The organism is Agrobacterium cavarae, assembly GCF_004310285.1.
Classification (GTDB): domain Bacteria; phylum Pseudomonadota; class Alphaproteobacteria; order Rhizobiales; family Rhizobiaceae; genus Agrobacterium; species Agrobacterium cavarae.
The window spans coordinates 285,754-303,829 of the sequence record NZ_SISF01000034.1 but is presented as its reverse complement, the minus strand read 5'-3'; the positions used below and the strand labels follow the sequence as shown (position 1 = coordinate 303,829).

The following is an 18,076-nucleotide window of genomic DNA, read 5'->3' as shown; positions in this document are numbered from 1 at the left end:
AACCATCCGTTGACCGTGTTTTCGACACTCGCATCAGGGCAAGCAAGTTAACGCTTTTCATTCTTTGCGATCCTGCAATGCCAACCACCGTCCCGGCGTAATGCCGAAGGCATCGCGAAAGTGTCGCGTGAGATGAGCTTGATCCGCAAAGCCTGCTTCGACTGCCGCGCCTGCCAGACTGCTGCCCGCCAACAGCAATCGTTTTGCTTGGCTGAGTCGACGCATCACGAGATAGCGGTGCGGGCTGGTGCCAAGCAACTGCCTGAAATGCCTTGAAAGGGCATACCGGTCCAGCCCTGTGATGTTCTCGAGCGTCGCGGATCGCACCGGCTCATCACTATGGCTGAGAAGAAAATCCCGCGCCTGCAACACGGCCGATTGCGCGACCTTGGTAACCTGTTTGCGAGGCGCTCCTGCTTCACGAGAGAGAATCGTCCCGATCCGCTGGATTGCATCATCCTTGGCGAGATCATCGGGTTCGTGATCAAGGTCCGACAGAATGTAGGCAAGCGTACGAGACAACTCGGCATTGGCGACAACCGGATCCGGCACGAATGGCAAGGAACAAGAGTAACCGTCGATGGCACCGATCAACTCGGGCGGCATGTAGACCATGCGATAGATCAGCCCTGCATCCGTTCCAGCAGCCCCATCGTGAACCTCGTCCGGATGCAGCACGATGACGTTTCCGGGCATGCTGAACCGCTCGACGCCGCGATAGCGAAAGGTTTGCACGCCATGCAGGGTCAGCCCCAACGCGTAGGTGTCGTGCCGATGCGGTGTAAACCCATTGCCGTGGAACCGCACCTCGGTCCGCTCAATCCCTCTACTTTCCGCAACCACGCGCACGCCAGGCTGAAATTCCACGCACGAACGTTCAAGACCCAGCGCCCGCTGCACCGCTAGTTGCTCGATGTCCTCGATACCTTCAAAGGAGTAAGACATGTTCGACACCAAAATCGCGATCATCATTCGCGATGACCTTGCCACGTGGCAAAAGCTAAACGTCACCGCTTTTCTGACAAGCGGTATCATCGCTCAATCGCCCGCGATCATCGGCGAAGCATATCGGGATGCCGCTGATAATGTCTACAATCCGATGTCCATCCAGCCAATCGTGGTTCTGACCGCTGACCAAGAGACACTGCGAACCATCCACCGGCGGACGCTGGAGCGAAATGTCACGGCATCAGCCTACATCGAAGAGATGTTCGCAACGGGTCACGATGCGGCCAATCGAGAGGTCTTTGCCAGGTTCACTCCGGACAATGCCAAGCTCGTTGGTCTCGCGTTGCGGTCCGATAAGAAGACCGTCGACAAGATTTGCAAGGGTGCAAAGATGCACCCCTGATACCTCCCGTGAAAGTCGCCGCTCGGTGATATGCGATGATCAAGCGCGCACAGGATTTACAGGAGAAAATGCGCTCACCGCTTCGCCTTCAGCAAACGCTTCCAGATCGTGCCACCGAGATATTTGTTGAACACAACAAAATAGGCGACAATGGAGGCGAAGAAGACGATGGCCGATAGGCCGTTCAACTCGAAGCCGTTTTCCGTGCGGCCGCCAAGGATCGAGGCGACGAGGAAGCCCAGCACCCAGAATGCCGTGAAGAAATCGAGGATGAAGGCCAGGACGATCCGCCATGTGGCGGGTTGCGGGGAAGGTGATGTCTGGTCTGGCATATGCGTATCCTTCAATGACTAAAGAAATAAGGGGCAGCGTAACCGCCACCCCTTCATATTGTCTTATCAATTGGCATGAGCGCGCAAAACAACGCGTGCCTCAACCGCCGTCATCAAAACGGGATATCGTCGTCCAGATCGTTGGAGAAGTTGCCGCCGGAGGGCTGGCCACCGCGCGACGCACCGCCGCCACGCGCGGGCTGCTGGTCGTAACCGCCACCGCTACCCCCCCCGTAGGAGCCGCCGCCGGCATAATCGCCACCGCCACCAAAGTCTCCGCCACGGCCACCGCCGCCGCCTTCGCCGCGACCGTCAAGCATGGTCAGCGTCGAGTTGAAGCCCTGGAGAACGATTTCCGTCGAATAACGATCATTGCCGTTCTGGTCCTGCCATTTGCGGGTCTGCAGCGCGCCTTCGATGTAGAGCTTGGCGCCCTTCTTGACGTATTGCTCAACGACTTTGCAGAGGCCTTCATTGAAGACGACGACCGTGTGCCATTCGGTCTTCTCCTTGCGCTCGCCCGAATTACGGTCACGCCAGCTTTCCGACGTCGCGATGCGCAGGTTGGCGATTGGTCGGCCATCCTGCGTGCGGCGAATTTCCGGATCAGCGCCGACATTTCCGACCAGAATAACCTTGTTTACGCTGCCAGCCATATTTATCTTCCTGTCTGCCGAACGTCATGAACGGCATTTTTCCTGTTCAAAAGTCCCGCGCACCATAGACCATCCCTCGTCGCGATGGGCAGCGAGTGGAACGACAATCCACAAGGAATGTTCTTGCCAACGGGCATAGTTGCAATATGTTCCTTTTTTGTTCTATTAAGGCGTGGTGAGTGAGTCAAGCAGATCCAGAAGCATTCCCAGGCGAGAGCGCGCCGGGCAAGACCATACCGGAACGTCAATCGTCTCGACACGCCGTTCCAGATGATGACATAAGAACCGATCCGTCCAAACAGCTGAAATCCAGAGCCTTGTCATGAGTGAATTGAAGACGATTTCCATCCGCGGCGCGCGTGAGCACAATCTCAAGGGGATCGACCTTGATTTGCCGCGCAATAAGCTGATCGTCATGACGGGCCTGTCCGGTTCCGGCAAGTCGTCGCTGGCTTTCGATACCATCTACGCCGAGGGGCAGCGCCGCTATGTGGAGAGCCTTTCTGCCTATGCGCGCCAGTTTTTGGAGATGATGCAGAAGCCGGATGTCGATCAGATCGAAGGTCTATCCCCTGCGATCTCCATCGAGCAGAAAACGACTTCGCGCAACCCGCGTTCGACCGTCGGTACGGTGACGGAAATCTACGACTATATGCGCCTTCTCTTCGCGCGCGTCGGCGTTCCCTATTCGCCGGTGACCGGCCTGCCGATCGAGAGCCAGACCGTGAGCCAGATGGTCGACCGCATCCTCGCCTTCGAGGAGGGTACGCGTCTCTACATTCTTGCGCCCATCGTGCGTGGCCGGAAGGGCGAGTACAAAAAGGAACTCGCCGAACTGATGAAGAAGGGCTTCCAGCGCGTCAAGGTGGATGGTCAGTTCTACGAGATTGCCGACGTTCCTGCACTCGACAAGAAGTACAAGCACGATATCGATGTGGTGGTGGATCGCGCCGTAGTGCGTCCGGACATGGCCGCGCGCCTGGCCGACAGCCTGGAGACCTGCCTAAAGCTGGCAGACGGTCTGGCCGTTGCCGAATTTGCCGACAAGCCGCTGCCTGCGGAAGAAACGTCCGCCGGCGGTTCCGCCAACAAGTCGCTCAACGAAACGCATGAGCGGGTGCTGTTTTCGGAAAAATTCGCTTGCCCCGTTTCCGGCTTCACCATTCCGGAAATCGAGCCGCGGCTCTTCTCCTTCAACAACCCTTTCGGTGCCTGCCCGACCTGCGATGGTCTGGGCTCGCAGCAGAAGGTGGATGAGGCACTGATCGTGCCGGAGCCTGCGCGCACGCTGAAGGATGGCGCTATTGCGCCGTGGGCCAAGTCCTCCTCGCCTTATTACAACCAAACGCTGGAAGCGCTCGGCAAAGCCTTCGGCTTCAAGCTCTCCAGCCGCTGGAGCGACCTGACGGATGCCGCCAAGAAAGCGATCCTGAAAGGCACCGACGAGAAGATCGAGTTCCAGTATCAGGACGGTGCCCGCTCCTACAAGACAGTGAAGAATTTCGAAGGCATCGTGCCCAACCTCGAACGCCGCTGGAAGGAAACGGACAGCGCCTGGGCGCGGGAAGAGATCGAGCGTTACATGTCGGCAGCCCCCTGCCCGGCCTGCGCCGGTTATCGCCTGAAGCCCGAAGCGCTCGCCGTCAAAATCAACACGCTTCATATCGGCGAAGTCACGCAGATGTCGATCAAGGTCGCTCGCGACTGGTTCGAAGGCCTGCCGGAAAAGCTGAACGCCAAGCAGAATGAAATCGCCGTTCGCATTCTGAAAGAAATTCGCGAACGTCTACGCTTCCTCAATGACGTCGGTCTCGATTACCTCAGCCTGTCGCGCAATTCCGGCACGCTGTCGGGCGGTGAGAGCCAGCGTATCCGTCTGGCATCGCAGATCGGCTCCGGCCTGACCGGCGTTCTTTACGTATTGGACGAACCGTCCATCGGCCTGCACCAGCGCGATAATGCTCGCCTGCTAGAAACGCTGAAGCATCTTCGCGACATCGGCAATACCGTCATCGTCGTCGAGCACGACGAGGACGCCATTCTCACGGCCGACTACGTGGTCGATATTGGCCCGGCTGCCGGCATCCATGGCGGCCAGGTCATTGCCGAAGGCACGCCGCAGGAAGTGATGGCCAACCCGAACTCGCTGACGGGCAAGTACCTTTCCGGCGAAATGGGCGTTCCTGTACCAGCCGAACGGCGCAAGCCAAAGAAGGGCAAGGAGATCAAGGTCGTTGGCGCACGTGGCAACAATCTGAAGAATGTCACGGCCTCGGTGCCGCTCGGCGTCTTCACAGCGGTTACCGGTGTATCGGGTGGCGGCAAGTCCACCTTCCTGATCGAAACGCTCTACAAGTCTGCCGCACGCCGCGTCATGGGCGCGCGCGAGATTCCGGCGGAACACGATCGTATCGATGGCTTCGAGTTTATCGACAAGGTCATCGACATCGACCAGTCGCCGATCGGTCGTACACCACGCTCCAACCCGGCCACCTATACCGGCGCCTTCACACCAATTCGTGACTGGTTCGCCGGTCTGCCGGAGGCGAAGGCCCGTGGCTATGCGCCGGGCCGTTTCTCCTTCAACGTCAAGGGTGGGCGCTGCGAAGCCTGCCAGGGCGATGGCGTGATCAAGATCGAGATGCACTTCCTGCCGGATGTCTATGTCACCTGCGATGTCTGCCACGGCAAGCGCTACAACCGCGAAACGCTGGACGTGACCTTCAAGAGCAAGTCGATTGCCGACGTGCTGGATATGACAGTGGAAGAAGGCGTTGAGTTCTTTGCCGCCGTGCCTGCCGTGCGGGACAAGCTGCAATCGCTTTTCGATGTCGGGCTTGGCTATATCAAGGTCGGCCAACAGGCAAACACGCTGTCTGGCGGTGAGGCGCAACGCGTCAAGCTTGCCAAGGAGCTGTCCAAACGCTCGACTGGCCGAACACTTTACATCCTTGATGAACCGACGACCGGCCTGCATTTCCACGACGTGAAGAAGCTTCTGGAAATGCTGCATGAACTGGTCAATCAGGGCAACTCCGTCGTGGTCATAGAGCACAATCTCGAGGTCATCAAGACGGCCGACTACATCATCGATATCGGCCCGGAGGGCGGCACCGGCGGTGGTGAGGTAGTGGCAGCCGGCACGCCCGAGCAGATCGTCAAGGAGAAGCGCTCATATACCGGCCAGTTCCTCAAGGAGCTGCTGGAGCGCCATCCGGAAAAGAATATTCAGGCGGCGGAGTGATCCGCCCCCTTCACATGGCAATTTCGCGTTGATGGGAGAGACGGATGAGCAAGTCGGGAACGATCCGCGCCGGTATCGGCGGCTGGACCTTCGAGCCTTGGGAAGGCACGTTCTATCCTGAGAAGCTCACAAAGAAGCGCCAGCTGGAATATGCGAGCTCCAAGCTGAAGGCGATTGAGGTTAACGGCACCTATTATGGCAGCCAGAAACCCGCGACCTTTGCCAAGTGGGCGTCCGAAGTGCCGGATGGTTTCATTTTCTCGCTGAAGGCCAGTCGTTTCGTCACCAACCGCAAGGTTCTGGCCGAAGCAGAGGAATCGATGACGAAGTTCCTGACGCAGGGGCTGACCGAACTTGGCGAGCATCTCGGCCCGATCCTCTGGCAGTTCGCGCCGACGAAGAAATTCGAGCCAGAGGACTTTGCCGCCTTCCTGGCCTTGTTGCCGGAAAAGCAGGACGGGTTGCAATTGCAGCATGTCGTTGAGGTGCGCAACGACAGCTTCCAGGTACCGGAATTCATCGAGTTGCTGACCAAGCACAATGTCGCTGTGGTCTGCGCCGATCATCACGACTATCCGATGCTGCCGGATGTGACGGCGGATTTCGTCTATTGCCGCCTGCAAAAGGGTGAGGACGATATAGAGACCTGCTATCCGGAGAAGGATGTGAAGGCGTGGAGCGAGCGCCTGAAGACCTATGCAGCTGGCGGCGCGCCCGACGATCTTTCGATGATCGCGCCGGACAGAAAAGCCGAGAAGACGCCGCGCGATGTTTTCGCCTTCTTCATCACCGGCGGCAAGGTCAACGCGCCGAACGGCGCGCAGCTGCTGCAGACCCTCGTCTGAACCTGCCTTGATTATGCGTCGATTGCCGCCGGCGCTCGCTCGAAGTCGATGGCGTCGAAGGCAGCGGCAATGACTTCGCATCCGGCGCCGGGCTTTGTCGCATCGCTGGAGAGGATTTGCCGGAAGCGACGTGCGCCGGGCAACCCCTGAAACAGACCGACCATATGGCGGGTGACGTGGTTCAGCCGGCCGCCCTTGGCAATATAATCTTCCGCATAGGCCATCATCGCGTCGCGCAAGGCGCGTTGATCAAAATCGCGGGACGGCGCGCCATAGATGCGGTGATCCACCTCCGCAAGGATCGAGCTGTTATGATAGGCAGCACGCCCCAGCATGACGCCATCCATATGCTTCAAATGCTCGTCTGCCTGATCCAGATCGGTGATCCCACCATTGATGCCGATGAAGAGATCGGGAAATTCCTGCTTCATGCGATAGGCCAACTGATAGTCCAGCGGCGGCACTTCGCGGTTCTCCTTGGGTGAAAGTCCCTGAAGCCATGCCTTGCGGGCGTGGATCCAGACGGCGTCCGCACCTGCGGCAACCATACGTACGATGAAGTCTGGAAGAACAGCGTCCGGCTCCTGGTCATCCACGCCAATGCGGCACTTTACAGTGACAGGCACGGTCGCCACGGCCTTCATCGCCTCGACGCAAGCCGCAACGGTCTCAGGCTCGCGCATCAGGCAAGCGCCGAAAGTGCCGGACTGAACGCGGTCGGAGGGACAGCCGACATTGAGATTGATCTCGTCATACCCATAATCAGCGGCAATCCTCACGGCCTCTGCAAGCTTTCCGGGATCGGAGCCGCCAAGTTGCAATGCCACGGGATGTTCTTGAGGGTGATAGTCCAGCAACTTGTCGCGCTTGCCGTGGATGATGGCATCGGCCACGATCATCTCCGTGTAGAGAAGCGCATGCTGCGAAAGCTGGCGATGCAGGAAGCGGCAACGCGTATCGGTCCAGTCGATCATCGGCGCGACGGCGAAAACCTTTCCACGCGCGTAATGCGACGCGCCATCCTTGCGTTGAGAAGTCATCGTCATAATCGTCGGCCAATCCTTGATTGCCGCCTCGTCTCCTTCGCGTGACATCGACGTCGAAGGCTCAGAAGAACGGTGTTTCGGTCCATATAAGGCGGAATGGCTGAGCGATCTAGCCGCGTCTTTTCAAATCCGCGATGCACGAAGCGGAACCCTCAATGATCGAGAGGGTTTGTGAAACACGGTGTCACAAGATTCTGGGGAGATCATGATGAGTGAGAAGAGCGACGAGAAGTCTCTCTACTAGAGCATCGTTGGCGCCGATAGCAACACCAATGCGGGTGTTGGCCGGTCGCTAGCGGTCATCGTCGCCTTCATTGTCGTAGGCGGCTGTGTCGTGTGGCTCTTGTCCTGAAGACGAACAACCCAAAAAGTTTGGACTGGAAATCACCTTAAAATTGCGGGACAACACCACTCCCAAGAAGGAGTGCCATTATGTCCGCAACAGTAATCCCCGCCCCCCAACCCGTTCTTCTGCCCGTCGAAGGCACGAACGAAACCTTCCCCGTGCGGCGGGTCTATTGCGTTGGGCGTAACTACGCGGACCACGCCATCGAGATGGGCCATGATCCATCCCGCGAGCCTCCCTTCTTCTTCCAGAAGAACGCGGACAACCTGCTGCCCGCCGGCCAAGACTTTCCCTACCCGCCCCTCTCTTCCAACGTTCATTACGAAGTCGAATGTGTTGTCGCACTGAAAAGCGGCGGCTCGACCATCTCGGTGGAGAACGCGCTCGATCACGTCTGGGGCTATGGTGTCGGTATCGACATGACCCGCCGCGACATGCAGGACGGACTGAAAAAGATGGGCAGATCCTGGGAAGGCGCAAAGGCCTTTGAATTCTCCGCACCGATCTCGCCACTCGTTCCGGCCTCGAAGATCGGACATCCGGACAAGGGTGCGGTGTGGCTCGATGTGAACGGCGCGCGCAAGCAATCCGGCGATCTCGACCAGATGATCTGGAAGACTGCGGAAATCATCGCCGAACTGTCGAAGGTCTTCACGCTGGCCGCTGGCGATGTGATCATGACCGGCACGCCGGCTGGCGTCGGCCCAGTTGTCAAGGGCGACATCATGGAGTGCGGCGTGGATGGCGTCGGCAGATTGACGGTCAGGGTCGTCTGACACCCGAACAGAAATCGGAGATCCGCCTATGCCAGTCTATCGCCTCGGAACGAGAGTGCCCAACCTGCCAGCGGCGGATCGATACTGGATCGCGCCGGATGCCAATGTCATCGGCTCCGTCACCCTGGGTGACGATGTCGGTATCTGGTTCGGCGCGACGTTGCGCGGCGATAACGAGCCAATGACGGTTGGCCGCGGCACGAACATTCAAGAAGGCGTCATGGTGCACAGCGATCCGGGTTTTCCCGCAACGATCGGCGAGGACTGCACCATCGGCCACCACGCCATCATCCACGGCTGCACGATCGGCGACAACACCCTGATCGGCATGGGCGCAACCATCCTGAACGGTGCGAAGATCGGCAAAAACTGCCTCGTCGGCGCCAATGCGCTCGTCACCGAGGGCAAGGAGTTCCCCGACAATTCCCTGATCGTCGGTTCACCTGCCCGCGTCGTCCGCACACTGGATGAAAAGGCCGCCGAGGGCATCAAAAAATCGGCAGAAAAATATGTGGCCAACTGGAAGCGCTTTGCCGAAGAACTGAAGCCTGTCTAGGCTGCCCGCATACCTTCCAGCCTCGTACTTTTGAGACTAGGCCGCACAGGCCTCGCAAAGACCACGGATCTCGATCGTCGTCTTTTCCGCCTTGAACTTCTGTCCCTTGACCCAATCGCCAAGGCGATGATCGATCTCGTGATCGTGGAACTCCGTCACCTGGCCGCAGGCGTTGCAGATGGCGAAGGCCACCGTGCCATGGTGATGGGTGCAGCAATCCGCGCTTGTGTGGGAGCAGGCTACGAAAGCGTTCAGGCTCTCCAACCGGTGGACCAGACCGAACTCGATCAGCTTTTCCAACGCACGATAAACCTGCAGGGGTGCGCGAAAGCCGCTGTCCCTCAGCTTGTCTAGGATCACATAGGCACTGAGGGGCGCCTGCGAGCGGGAGAGCGCGTCGTAGACCAGCGACTGGTTGCGGGTGAGGTTCTTCGCATTCGTATTCATGTTCATCAGTTCACTCCCTGCTCGGCACTGCGCGACCGTCCCGGCACAGGCAAAAGACTCAAGACGAAAAGCAAGACGGCGGCAACGACAATCGACGGGCCGGACGGCGTGTCATATTGCAACGATCCCATCAGTCCGCCGATGACGGCGACGGCACCGATGAGCGACGCCAGCACCGCCATGATTTCCGGTGTCGACGAGAAGCGTCTGGCCGTTGCTGCTGGAATGATCAGCAACGATGTGATCAGCATGATGCCGACGATCTTCATGGCGATGGCAATGACGAGCGCCATCAGCAGCATAAAGAGAAGCTTCGAACGTTCCGGCCGCAGTCCTTCCGCCTCTGCCAACTCGGCATTGACCGTCGAGGCCAGAAGCGGCTTCCAGAGATAGACGATCGCCAGGAGCACAAGGATTCCGCCGCCCCAGACCATCTGAATATCGGTGACCGAGACCGCAAGAATATCGCCGAACAGAAAGGCGACGAGATCGATCCGGACCCATGTCATGAAGGCAACGATAACGAGACCAAAGGCAAGTGCGGAATGCGACAGGATACCCAGCAGCGCATCTGCTGACAGAGCCTGACGCCGTTGCAGCAAGAGCAACAGTAGAGACACCGCGGCGGCAACAAGAAAAACGCTGACGATCAGGTTCAATTGAAACAGCAGCGAGAGAGCCACACCCAAAAGCGCGGAATGGGCCATGGTATCGCCGAAATAGGCCATGCGCCGCCAGACCACGAAGCAGCCAAGCGGCCCGGCGGTCAGCGCAACGCCGACGCCTGCAAAGATGGCGCGGATGAAGAAGTCGTCAAACATGTTTCACCCCGGGCGCATGGGTCGTGTCATCAGAGCGATGACCATGATGATGACCGCAGCCGCAGGCATCCTCATGTTCGTCATGGGAATGATTATGAGCGTGGACGTGATCATGGGTGTGATCATGCTCATGATGGTGCCCGTCATCGGGATGGCAATGGTCCGTCACCGAGCCGTCGGAATGCATGACGCGCCCATCCGGCAGATGGGTGTGATCATGGTGGTGGCTATAGACTGCCAGCCCCTTGGCAGCCGCACCGCCGAAGAGGCGCATATATTCCGGGCTCTGGCTCACGGCCTGCGGCGTGCCGCGGCAGCAGACATGGCCATTCAGGCAAATGACCGTATCGGTCTCCGCCATCACCACGTGCAGATCGTGAGAGATCAGGAGAATGCCGCAGCCGGTGGAATTGCGGATGGTCTTGATAAGATCATAAAGCGCAATCTCGCCGGAAAAATCCACACCCTGAACCGGCTCATCCAGAACGAGCAGATCGGGCTTGCGGGCAATCGCACGCGCCAGAAGCGCACGCTGGAACTCTCCACCTGACAGATGCTGGACCTCGGCCTTGGCGAGATGCGCAATGCCGGTGGCATTCAAGGCGGCGTCGATTTCCCTTGGCGGCAAGGCTCCGGTCAGCGTCATCAGCCGCCAGACGGTCAAGGGCATCGTCCAGTCGACGGAGAGCTTTTGCGGCACGTAGCCAACCTTCAGGCCAGCCAAACGCTCGACCTTTCCTTCATCCGGCTTCATCACGCCAATCGCCATCTTGGCACTCGTGGACTTGCCAGAGCCATTCGGTCCAATCAGCGTCACGATCTCACCGCGACGGACGGAAAAGTCGACGCCGCGCACCAGCCAACGCCCGCTGCGTCTCACGCCTGCACTGGACAGGGAGACGAGATTTCCGTCGTTTTTGGCCGGAGAATGAAGCATGGGATTTTCCGATTGCGGCTGTTGCACATGGCTATGGCATACGTTATAGCGTTACGCAACTTATGTAATAACATTACATTTCGATACAAGTGGAGCATACCCTATGAAGTCACTCGCCGCCCTCCTCCTCGCCTCTGCCGCCACGATCGGCGCATCCAACGCCATGGCCGCGCCGAATGTCGTTGTGTCGATCAAGCCGATCCACTCGCTGGTGGCAGCCATCATGGAAGGCGTCGCAGTGCCCCAGGTCATCGTCGATGGCGGTGCGTCACCCCACACCTATAGCCTCAAGCCGTCCAATGCCAAGGCGCTCGAAAATGCAGATGTTGTGTTTTGGGTCGGTGACGGACTGGAAAAGTTTCTGGAAAAGCCGCTGGAATCGCTGGCCGGAAAGGCAACAGTTATCGAACTGGACGACGCGCCCGGCATCGAAAAGCTGAGTTTCCGTGAAGGCGGCCCATTCGAAGCCCATGACCATGGCGAACACGAAGGTCATGACCATGCGGAAGCGGAAGGTCACGACCATGCCCATGAGGGCGACGATAAGCACGACCATGATGGGCACGATCATGAGGGGCATGATCATGCGCATGAAGGCGAAAAGGGTCACGACCACGCGCATGAAGGTGAACACGCCCATGCCCATGAGGACGGACACGACCACGGCGAATACGACATGCATCTTTGGCTGGATCCTGCCAATGCAAGGGCCATGGCGACGGAAATCGAAAAGACGCTAATGACCGCCGATCCCGCCAATGCCAAGACCTACCAGGAAAACACCAAGAAGCTGGTCGACAATCTCGACGCGCTCGACAAGGAACTTGCGGCAACCGTCGCGCCGATCAAGGACAAGCCCTTCATCGTTTTCCATGATGCCTACCAGTATTTCGAACACCGTTATGGTGTGAAGACGGCAGGCTCCATCACCGTGAGCCCTGAAAACATGCCGGGTGCCGACCGCATCAAGCAGATCCAGGCCAAGGTCAAGGAACTCAACGCGACCTGCGTATTCGCCGAACCGCAATTCGAGCCGAAACTGGTCAACGTCGTGATCGAAGGCACCAACGCCAAATCCGGTACGCTTGATCCGGAGGCCGGCACGCTGGAAGCGGGACCCGATCTCTATTTCAAGCTGATGCGCGGCATCGCCAATTCGCTGAAGAACTGCCTGTCCTAATCTGACGAGAGACAAAGGGCGGCACGGACCGCCCTTCTTTCGGACCGTCTATGTAATGTTATAACAAATGAGGTTGTGATATGAAAAAGAAGCTGCCTGTTACAGTCCTGTCAGGCTTTCTCGGAGCCGGCAAAACCACTCTTCTCAATCATATTCTCGGTAATCGCGAGGGACTGCGGGTCGCGGTGATCGTCAACGATATGAGCGAAGTCAACATCGATGCGGCTCTTATTCGCGATGGCGGAGCGAACCTGTCACGAACGCAGGAGCAGCTGGTCGAGATGACAAATGGCTGCATCTGTTGCACGCTGAGAGACGACCTGTTGAACGAAGTCAGGCAATTGGCTGAGCAGGATCGTTTCGATTACCTGCTGATCGAGTCCACCGGCATTGCCGAACCGCTGCCGGTTGCGGCCACATTCGACTTCCGTGACGACAAGGGTGACAGCCTATCGGATGTCGCGCAGCTTGATACCATGGTCACAGTTGTCGATTGCGCCAATCTGCTCAAGGACTATGGCTCGGCGGACTTTCTGGCGGATCGCGGCGAAACGGCGGGCGAAGGTGACAATCGGACGCTCGTCGATCTCCTGGTCGAACAAATCGAATTTGCCAATGTCGTGGTGCTGAACAAGGTCTCGGCCGCGAGCCCCGCAGAGCTTGATGCTGCCCGCAAGATCGTCGTCGGTCTCAATCCCGACGCCCGTCTTGTTGAGGCCGATTTCGGACAAGTCGATTCAGCGGTGATACTCGGCACTGGCCTTTTCGATTTTGCCAAGGCCGAAACGCATCCGCTCTGGTTCAAGGAGTTGCATGGCTTCAAGGGCCACATACCGGAAACGGAAGAATACGGTATCCGCTCCTTCGTTTATCGGGCAAAGAGGCCCTTCGACCCCGCTCGCTTCCATGCCTTCATCAACCGCGACTGGCCGGGTGTCATCCGCGCCAAGGGCTTCTTCTGGCTGGCTACGCGGCCCAACCATGTCGGCGAAATCAGCCAGGCGGGCGCCTTGGTGAAAACCGGCAAGATGGGGCTCTGGTGGTCCTCCGTGCCAAAAACACGTTGGCCGGATGATCCGAGCTTCGAGAAGATGCTGGCACCTTACATGGACAATATCTGGGGAGACAGGCGACAAGAGATCGTCTTCATCGGCGCCGACCCCATGAGCGAGGCAGCACTTCGCCACGAACTCGATGCCTGCCTCGTCGATGCCAAAAGCTTTACGCCGGATGCCTGGCAGACCCTGAACGATCCATTCCCCGATTGGAACAGACAGGCAGCCTGACACTGCAAAAGAAAGCGGGCGCTCAAAACGCCCGCTCTTCTGTTCATTGCTTACCGCGCTGCGGCGAGGCCGATGATCAGGCCGCTGACGGCATTGATCAACAGGAACTGGTTGTCGACGCGCACCCAGCGCTCATTGCGGCGCGGTTCTCTGAGGTGATAGCGGCGATATTCACGACGGTCGACGAAGTGACGTCGCTGAGCAGGCGTCAAACGCTGACCGCGGTCCCAGCGGTGCTTCTTGATGATCACCTTCTTGGTCGTGACAGTCCGTTCGTGAACCCCACGGCGGTCATGCCCGTAGTCATGGCGACCCTGCGCCTGGGCCATCGGCGCCGCGAGAATTGTCGCAGCCAGAAATACGGTGACGAGCTTTTTCATGGATGTTTCCTTTCCTGTTCTGATGGGATGACCCTACCGCGCCGAGGATGAACGGAAACTGAAGCACGAAATTACAATATCGTAATGTTGACTAAGACTTAGAGGAAGAAATTAAAGTTCACAATCTCTAATGTGACCAACAAGTCGACGGTTGGCCGCTCGGGCTAAAATGCCCGAGCGGTCCTCTTGCCTTACTTTTTCAGTTCGGCGGATTTGGCCCAAAGGTTGATATCCGCATCACGTGCATAGCGATCGATTTCGGCCAGTTCGTCCGCGGTGAAGTCCGGCTTATCGAGAGCCTTCACGCAATCTTCCACCTGTTCAGGTCGGCTTGCACCGATCAGTGCAGAGGTGATGTGACCGCCGCGCAGAACCCAGGCAATCGCCATCTGCGCCAGCGTCTGTCCACGCCGTTCGGCGATGGCATTCAGCCCGCGTATATTCTCGATATTGCGATCATTGAGGAAGGCAGGGTTGAGCGACTTGTTCTGGCTGGCGCGGCTCGCATCCGGCACGCCGTTCAGATACTTCGTCGTCAGCATGCCCTGTGCCAGCGGAGAAAAGACGATGGAGCCGATGCCGAGTTCTTCCAGCGTATCGACAAGGCCGTCCTCCTCGATCCAGCGGTTGATCATCGAATAGCTCGGCTGATGGATGATGCAGGGCGTACCGAGATCTTTCAGGATCGCCGCAGCCTCACGGGTGCGCTGAGAATTATACGACGATATGCCGACATAGAGCGCCCTGCCCGACCGCACGATGTGATCGAGCGCACCGCACGTCTCCTCCAGCGGCGTGTCCGGATCGAAACGGTGGGAATAGAAGATATCGACATAGTCGAGACCCATGCGCTTGAGGCTCTGGTCGCAGGATGAGATCAGATATTTGCGGCTACCCCATTCGCCATAAGGACCGGGCCACATATTGTATCCCGCCTTGGAGGAGATGATCAGCTCGTCGCGATAACCGGCAAAATCGGTTTTGAGGATTTCGCCGAAGGCGCTCTCGGCGCTGCCTGGAGGCGGACCGTAATTGTTCGCAAGATCGAAATGGGTGATGCCGAGATCGAAGGCTTTGCGGCAAATCTCCTGCTTCGTCTTATGGGAAAAATCGTTGCCGAAATTGTGCCAGAGACCAAGCGATATGGCCGGAAGCTTGAGGCCGGTGCGGCCGCAATGATTGTACTTCATGGATGCGTAGCGGTTTTCAGCCGGTTGCCAGGCCATGGTTTTCCTCCCTTGTGTGGAATCGCTGATCCGCCGCGAAGGCGGCGGATCGTGGTGCAGTCAGATTAGAAGATCATAGTCGGCTTTCAAGCCTGTGACTGCGACGTGTACAGATCGAAGAGCTTAAACGACGGCTTGGCCGTCTGCGACTTGTCGCTTGGCGAGAAGACGATGCGACGGCTTTCTCCCGCAGCCAAATCGAAGAGGTTGTCAGAATAGCGCCCGGCGATATCGGCTTCCACCATCACGAAGAGCGCAAGGCCTTGCGCCTCAACCTCCACCTCGAAGTCCCCATTGTCCAGCGCCGTCACCTGATGGCTGAGACCCGAGGGCCGCAGATCGAGCGCCTTGTAGGTGTCACGCACGTGATGCCCCTCGCCCAACATGCCGTTGGAGGCGATGAAATTCCAGGACAGCATCGCGCCGGCTGGAATTTGGTCCAGGTCGATCTCGGTGAAGAGCGATGCGGCATCCGGTCCGCAGGTACCGCTGGCAGATTTCAGCGGAATCCGAACGCCATCGAGCGCCAGCGCAAAGATGTTCATGTCGATTTCGACGTCATCCAACGTATCGTTGACCATGGAGAAGCAAACCGACTGACCGTCTTCAGACGGAACGGCTGACACGGCAACCGGCTGGAAGAAGCGCCTTGCCGCATAATGCAGGGCTTTCCAGCTACCGCCATAGTCGAGACTCGACCACGAGGCGACGGGCCAGGTGTCGTTCAGCTGCCAATATAGCGTGCCCATGCAATGGGGTTTGAGCGAACGCCAATATTCGACGGCCGTCTTGATCGCGAGCGCCTGTTGCACCTGGCTGACATAGACGAAGTTCTCGAAGTCCTTCGGGAAGCGGAAATAGCGGAACATCGTTCCGGCAATGCGCTCATTGCCGCCCGCATTCTTCTGATGGAGCTCGATCACAGGCGACGCGATGTTCATGTCCTTGTTGTCCGCATAGGTGCGGATAATCGGCATGGACGTATAAGACTGGAAACCGAACTCCGAGCAGAACCGCGGACGCACCGTCCGGTAATCATCGAAGGATTTGTTCTCGTGCCAGACGGACCAGTAATGCATGTCGCCCGAACCATCCGCGTGCCATGCATCGCCATAGTCCAGATAACCGGAGGCCGGGCTTGACGGCCACCAGATGGCCGACGGCGCCGCCTTCCTCAGCGCGCGCTCGATGGTGCGGTTGAGGCGATCATAGGCGACAAGATAGCGGTCGCGATTGTTGCGGGACTCTTCGAACCAGTTCAGCGCGCCAACGAGTTCATTGTCGCCGCACCAGAGCGCGATCGATGGATGCGAGGCCAACCGCTTCACCTGGTAATCGACCTCGAGCTCGACGTTGTCGAGGAAGTCTTCGGTGCAAGGGTAAAGATTGCAGGCAAACATGAAATCCTGCCAGACCATCAGGCCCAGCCGGTCGCAGAGATCATAGAACCAGTCCGGCTCGTAGAAGCCACCGCCCCAGACGCGGATCATATTCATATTGGCTTCGACCGCGGACAGAAGCAGGTCTTCCGTCTTTTCTGCACTTGAGAGTGAAAACAGCGCATCCGACGGGATCCAGTTGGCACCGCGGCAGAAGATCTCGCGGCCATTGACGCGAAGTGCGAAACGGCTGCCGGCCTCATCCTTGTCGGTCAGAAGCTCGACTGTGCGCAAGCCGATCTGACGGCTCATCGTCTCGTCTGGCAACTCGACGCTGAGCGTATAGAGCGCCTGCTCGCCACTGCCTGCCGGCCACCAGAGCTTGGGATTCTCGACGAAGAACACGTGGCGGATGACCGTTTTACCTGCGGAGACGCCACAATCGAGGCGTAGCCGTTCATCGCCGAGCGACAGATGCACCGGCAGGCTGGCAGGCTGGGCTGCATGAAGTGTGACCTCGACATGCAGTTCAACGCCGCCATCCTTGTGATGCTGTGTGGTCGTGACATGCTCGATACGCGCTGTCTCAAGCCGGCGCAGCATGATGTTTCCATAAAGGCCGAGCGGCGCGATCGCAATGTTCCAATCCCAGCCGAAATGGCACTGCGGTTTACGCAGAAGATTGCCGTTGGGGATGGGTGAGTTGCCCGGGTGATACGGCACATAAAAAGGCTGAGCCGCCTGACGATCGGCGCCTGCCTTGATGCTGGAATGGAAATGGATACGGATGACGTTTTCACCCGGCTGGAGAGCCGAGGACACGTCCGGTCGGTAGCGACGGAAACAATTGTCGGCTGCAAGCACCGGCACATCATTGACGAAGACGACGGCCACCGTGTCGAGATTGTCGATATCAAGATACCAGTCGGCATCGACCTCATCGACCGTGAAACGGCGTTCGATGATCCAGTCGCGATGCGCCACCCACTGCACGTCGTTCTCGTTGCGGCCAAAGTAGGGATCGGGAATGATCGACGCCTCATGGAGCGCCGTATGGACGTCACCCGGGATCGTCATGGTGGTTGCATGATCACCCTCGGCCGATGCCAGACGCCACTGGCCTGAAAGATCGATAACGAGATCGCTTGCGTAAGTTGATGCCATTTTCACTGCCCTGCTTATTACGCAACGGCCATGGCGTTGCGACTCCATCCACTGTCAGCATTGCGGTAAAAACGAGTCGTCGCTCCTTCCGCAGCCATGAAAAA

At 58.3% G+C, this 18,076-nt stretch carries 17 protein-coding genes; 7 read left to right on the top strand and 10 right to left on the bottom strand.

Annotated elements, in window-relative coordinates; genetic code table 11:
* Positions 1-57 precede the first annotated feature (57 nt).
* Complete coding sequence (locus tag EYC79_RS22305) at positions 58-972, bottom strand: AraC family transcriptional regulator (protein WP_245495341.1); 915 nt, start codon at positions 970-972, stop codon at positions 58-60.
* Here EYC79_RS22305 and EYC79_RS22300 point away from each other — a divergent pair.
* Positions 944-1,351, top strand: coding sequence for a DUF2000 family protein (locus EYC79_RS22300; protein ID WP_130979543.1), 408 nt, complete (start codon positions 944-946; stop codon positions 1,349-1,351). The two genes, EYC79_RS22305 and EYC79_RS22300, sit on opposite strands and share 29 nt — an antisense overlap.
* A 74-nt stretch (positions 1,352-1,425) precedes the next feature.
* On the opposite strand, the gene EYC79_RS22295 is transcribed toward EYC79_RS22300, so the two are convergent.
* Entirely contained in the window at positions 1,426-1,683 is a 258-nt protein-coding gene (locus EYC79_RS22295) for an RDD family protein (RefSeq protein WP_062598437.1), read from the bottom strand.
* Between the two features lie 113 nt (positions 1,684-1,796).
* On the bottom strand, positions 1,797-2,339 hold the full coding sequence (locus EYC79_RS22290) for a single-stranded DNA-binding protein (RefSeq protein ID WP_062427384.1): 543 nt from the start codon (positions 2,337-2,339) through the stop codon (positions 1,797-1,799).
* Positions 2,340-2,661: 322 nt separating this feature from the next.
* Here EYC79_RS22290 and uvrA point away from each other — a divergent pair, with 322 nt between their 5' ends.
* A complete protein-coding gene (gene uvrA / locus EYC79_RS22285; protein WP_062598439.1) occupies positions 2,662-5,583 on the top strand; it encodes an excinuclease ABC subunit UvrA in 2,922 nt (973 codons plus the stop codon).
* A gap of 44 nt (positions 5,584-5,627) precedes the next feature.
* The gene (locus EYC79_RS22280; protein ID WP_130979542.1) at positions 5,628-6,428 is read left to right on the top strand and encodes a DUF72 domain-containing protein; all 801 of its coding nucleotides are present in this window, start codon (positions 5,628-5,630) and stop codon (positions 6,426-6,428) included.
* Between the two features lie 11 nt (positions 6,429-6,439).
* Here the strand turns inward: EYC79_RS22280 and dusA are convergent, their stop codons facing one another.
* A complete protein-coding gene (gene dusA, locus EYC79_RS22275; protein WP_130979679.1) occupies positions 6,440-7,468 on the bottom strand; it encodes a tRNA dihydrouridine(20/20a) synthase DusA in 1,029 nt (342 codons plus the stop codon).
* 438 nt (positions 7,469-7,906) lie between these two features.
* Here dusA and EYC79_RS22270 point away from each other — a divergent pair, with 438 nt between their 5' ends.
* Positions 7,907-8,596 (top strand): fumarylacetoacetate hydrolase family protein, encoded by a 690-nt coding sequence (locus EYC79_RS22270; RefSeq protein WP_130979541.1) that lies wholly within the window; start codon positions 7,907-7,909, stop codon positions 8,594-8,596.
* Positions 8,597-8,624: 28 nt separating this feature from the next.
* Positions 8,625-9,152 (top strand): gamma carbonic anhydrase family protein, encoded by a 528-nt coding sequence (locus EYC79_RS22265; protein WP_130979540.1) that lies wholly within the window; start codon positions 8,625-8,627, stop codon positions 9,150-9,152.
* A 36-nt stretch (positions 9,153-9,188) separates the two neighbouring features.
* Here EYC79_RS22265 and zur read toward each other — a convergent pair whose 3' ends face one another.
* Genes zur through EYC79_RS22250 form a run of 3 tightly spaced genes read right to left on the bottom strand, consistent with a single transcriptional unit; the run spans position 9,189 to position 11,357 of the window.
* The gene (gene zur / locus EYC79_RS22260; protein ID WP_207774018.1) at positions 9,189-9,599 is read right to left on the bottom strand and encodes a zinc uptake transcriptional repressor Zur; all 411 of its coding nucleotides are present in this window, start codon (positions 9,597-9,599) and stop codon (positions 9,189-9,191) included.
* Between the two features lie 5 nt (positions 9,600-9,604).
* Complete coding sequence (gene znuB / locus EYC79_RS22255; RefSeq protein WP_062427390.1) at positions 9,605-10,420, bottom strand: zinc ABC transporter permease subunit ZnuB; 816 nt, start codon at positions 10,418-10,420, stop codon at positions 9,605-9,607.
* Positions 10,413-11,357, bottom strand: a complete 945-nt coding sequence (locus tag EYC79_RS22250; protein ID WP_130979539.1) for an ATP-binding cassette domain-containing protein — start codon at positions 11,355-11,357, stop codon at positions 10,413-10,415. Before EYC79_RS22250 ends, znuB begins: the two co-directional genes overlap by 8 nt.
* Before the next feature lie 103 nt (positions 11,358-11,460).
* Here EYC79_RS22250 and EYC79_RS22245 point away from each other — a divergent pair, with 103 nt between their 5' ends.
* On the top strand, positions 11,461-12,537 hold the full coding sequence (locus EYC79_RS22245; RefSeq protein WP_130979538.1) for a zinc ABC transporter substrate-binding protein: 1,077 nt from the start codon (positions 11,461-11,463) through the stop codon (positions 12,535-12,537).
* A gap of 80 nt (positions 12,538-12,617) precedes the next feature.
* Complete coding sequence (locus EYC79_RS22240; protein ID WP_130979537.1) at positions 12,618-13,823, top strand: GTP-binding protein; 1,206 nt, start codon at positions 12,618-12,620, stop codon at positions 13,821-13,823.
* 50 nt (positions 13,824-13,873) lie between these two features.
* On the opposite strand, the gene EYC79_RS22235 is transcribed toward EYC79_RS22240, so the two are convergent.
* The 3 genes from EYC79_RS22235 to EYC79_RS22225 form a co-directional block, all read right to left on the bottom strand.
* Entirely contained in the window at positions 13,874-14,203 is a 330-nt protein-coding gene (locus EYC79_RS22235) for an RcnB family protein (RefSeq protein ID WP_112358301.1), read from the bottom strand.
* A gap of 191 nt (positions 14,204-14,394) precedes the next feature.
* Positions 14,395-15,429 (bottom strand): L-glyceraldehyde 3-phosphate reductase, encoded by a 1,035-nt coding sequence (mgrA, locus tag EYC79_RS22230; RefSeq protein WP_130979536.1) that lies wholly within the window; start codon positions 15,427-15,429, stop codon positions 14,395-14,397.
* Between the two features lie 86 nt (positions 15,430-15,515).
* Positions 15,516-17,972 carry a beta-mannosidase gene (locus EYC79_RS22225; RefSeq protein WP_130979535.1) on the bottom strand — a complete coding sequence of 819 codons (2,457 nt, stop codon included), beginning with the start codon at positions 17,970-17,972 and terminating at the stop codon, positions 15,516-15,518.
* Between the last annotated feature and the right edge of the window lie 104 nt (positions 17,973-18,076).

Excerpts from the sequence above, each read along its gene's own strand:
- EYC79_RS22295 (WP_062598437.1), bottom strand. The coding sequence starts at position 1,683 with ATGCCAGACCAGACATCACCTTCCCCGCAACCCGCCACATGGCGGATC.
- EYC79_RS22245 (WP_130979538.1), top strand. The coding sequence starts at position 11,461 with ATGAAGTCACTCGCCGCCCTCCTCCTCGCCTCTGCCGCCACGATCGGC.
- zur (WP_207774018.1), bottom strand. The coding sequence starts at position 9,599 with ATGAATACGAATGCGAAGAACCTCACCCGCAACCAGTCGCTGGTCTAC.
- EYC79_RS22240 (WP_130979537.1), top strand. The coding sequence starts at position 12,618 with ATGAAAAAGAAGCTGCCTGTTACAGTCCTGTCAGGCTTTCTCGGAGCC.
- EYC79_RS22265 (WP_130979540.1), top strand. The coding sequence starts at position 8,625 with ATGCCAGTCTATCGCCTCGGAACGAGAGTGCCCAACCTGCCAGCGGCG.
- EYC79_RS22250 (WP_130979539.1), bottom strand. The coding sequence starts at position 11,357 with ATGCTTCATTCTCCGGCCAAAAACGACGGAAATCTCGTCTCCCTGTCC.
- EYC79_RS22270 (WP_130979541.1), top strand. The coding sequence starts at position 7,907 with ATGTCCGCAACAGTAATCCCCGCCCCCCAACCCGTTCTTCTGCCCGTC.
- EYC79_RS22290 (WP_062427384.1), bottom strand. The coding sequence starts at position 2,339 with ATGGCTGGCAGCGTAAACAAGGTTATTCTGGTCGGAAATGTCGGCGCT.
- uvrA (WP_062598439.1), top strand. The coding sequence starts at position 2,662 with ATGAGTGAATTGAAGACGATTTCCATCCGCGGCGCGCGTGAGCACAAT.
- EYC79_RS22235 (WP_112358301.1), bottom strand. The coding sequence starts at position 14,203 with ATGAAAAAGCTCGTCACCGTATTTCTGGCTGCGACAATTCTCGCGGCG.
- EYC79_RS22305 (WP_245495341.1), bottom strand. The coding sequence starts at position 972 with ATGATGATCGCGATTTTGGTGTCGAACATGTCTTACTCCTTTGAAGGT.
- znuB (WP_062427390.1), bottom strand. The coding sequence starts at position 10,420 with ATGTTTGACGACTTCTTCATCCGCGCCATCTTTGCAGGCGTCGGCGTT.
- dusA (WP_130979679.1), bottom strand. The coding sequence starts at position 7,468 with ATGACTTCTCAACGCAAGGATGGCGCGTCGCATTACGCGCGTGGAAAG.
- EYC79_RS22280 (WP_130979542.1), top strand. The coding sequence starts at position 5,628 with ATGAGCAAGTCGGGAACGATCCGCGCCGGTATCGGCGGCTGGACCTTC.
- EYC79_RS22225 (WP_130979535.1), bottom strand. The coding sequence starts at position 17,972 with ATGGCATCAACTTACGCAAGCGATCTCGTTATCGATCTTTCAGGCCAG.
- mgrA (WP_130979536.1), bottom strand. The coding sequence starts at position 15,429 with ATGGCCTGGCAACCGGCTGAAAACCGCTACGCATCCATGAAGTACAAT.
- EYC79_RS22300 (WP_130979543.1), top strand. The coding sequence starts at position 944 with ATGTTCGACACCAAAATCGCGATCATCATTCGCGATGACCTTGCCACG.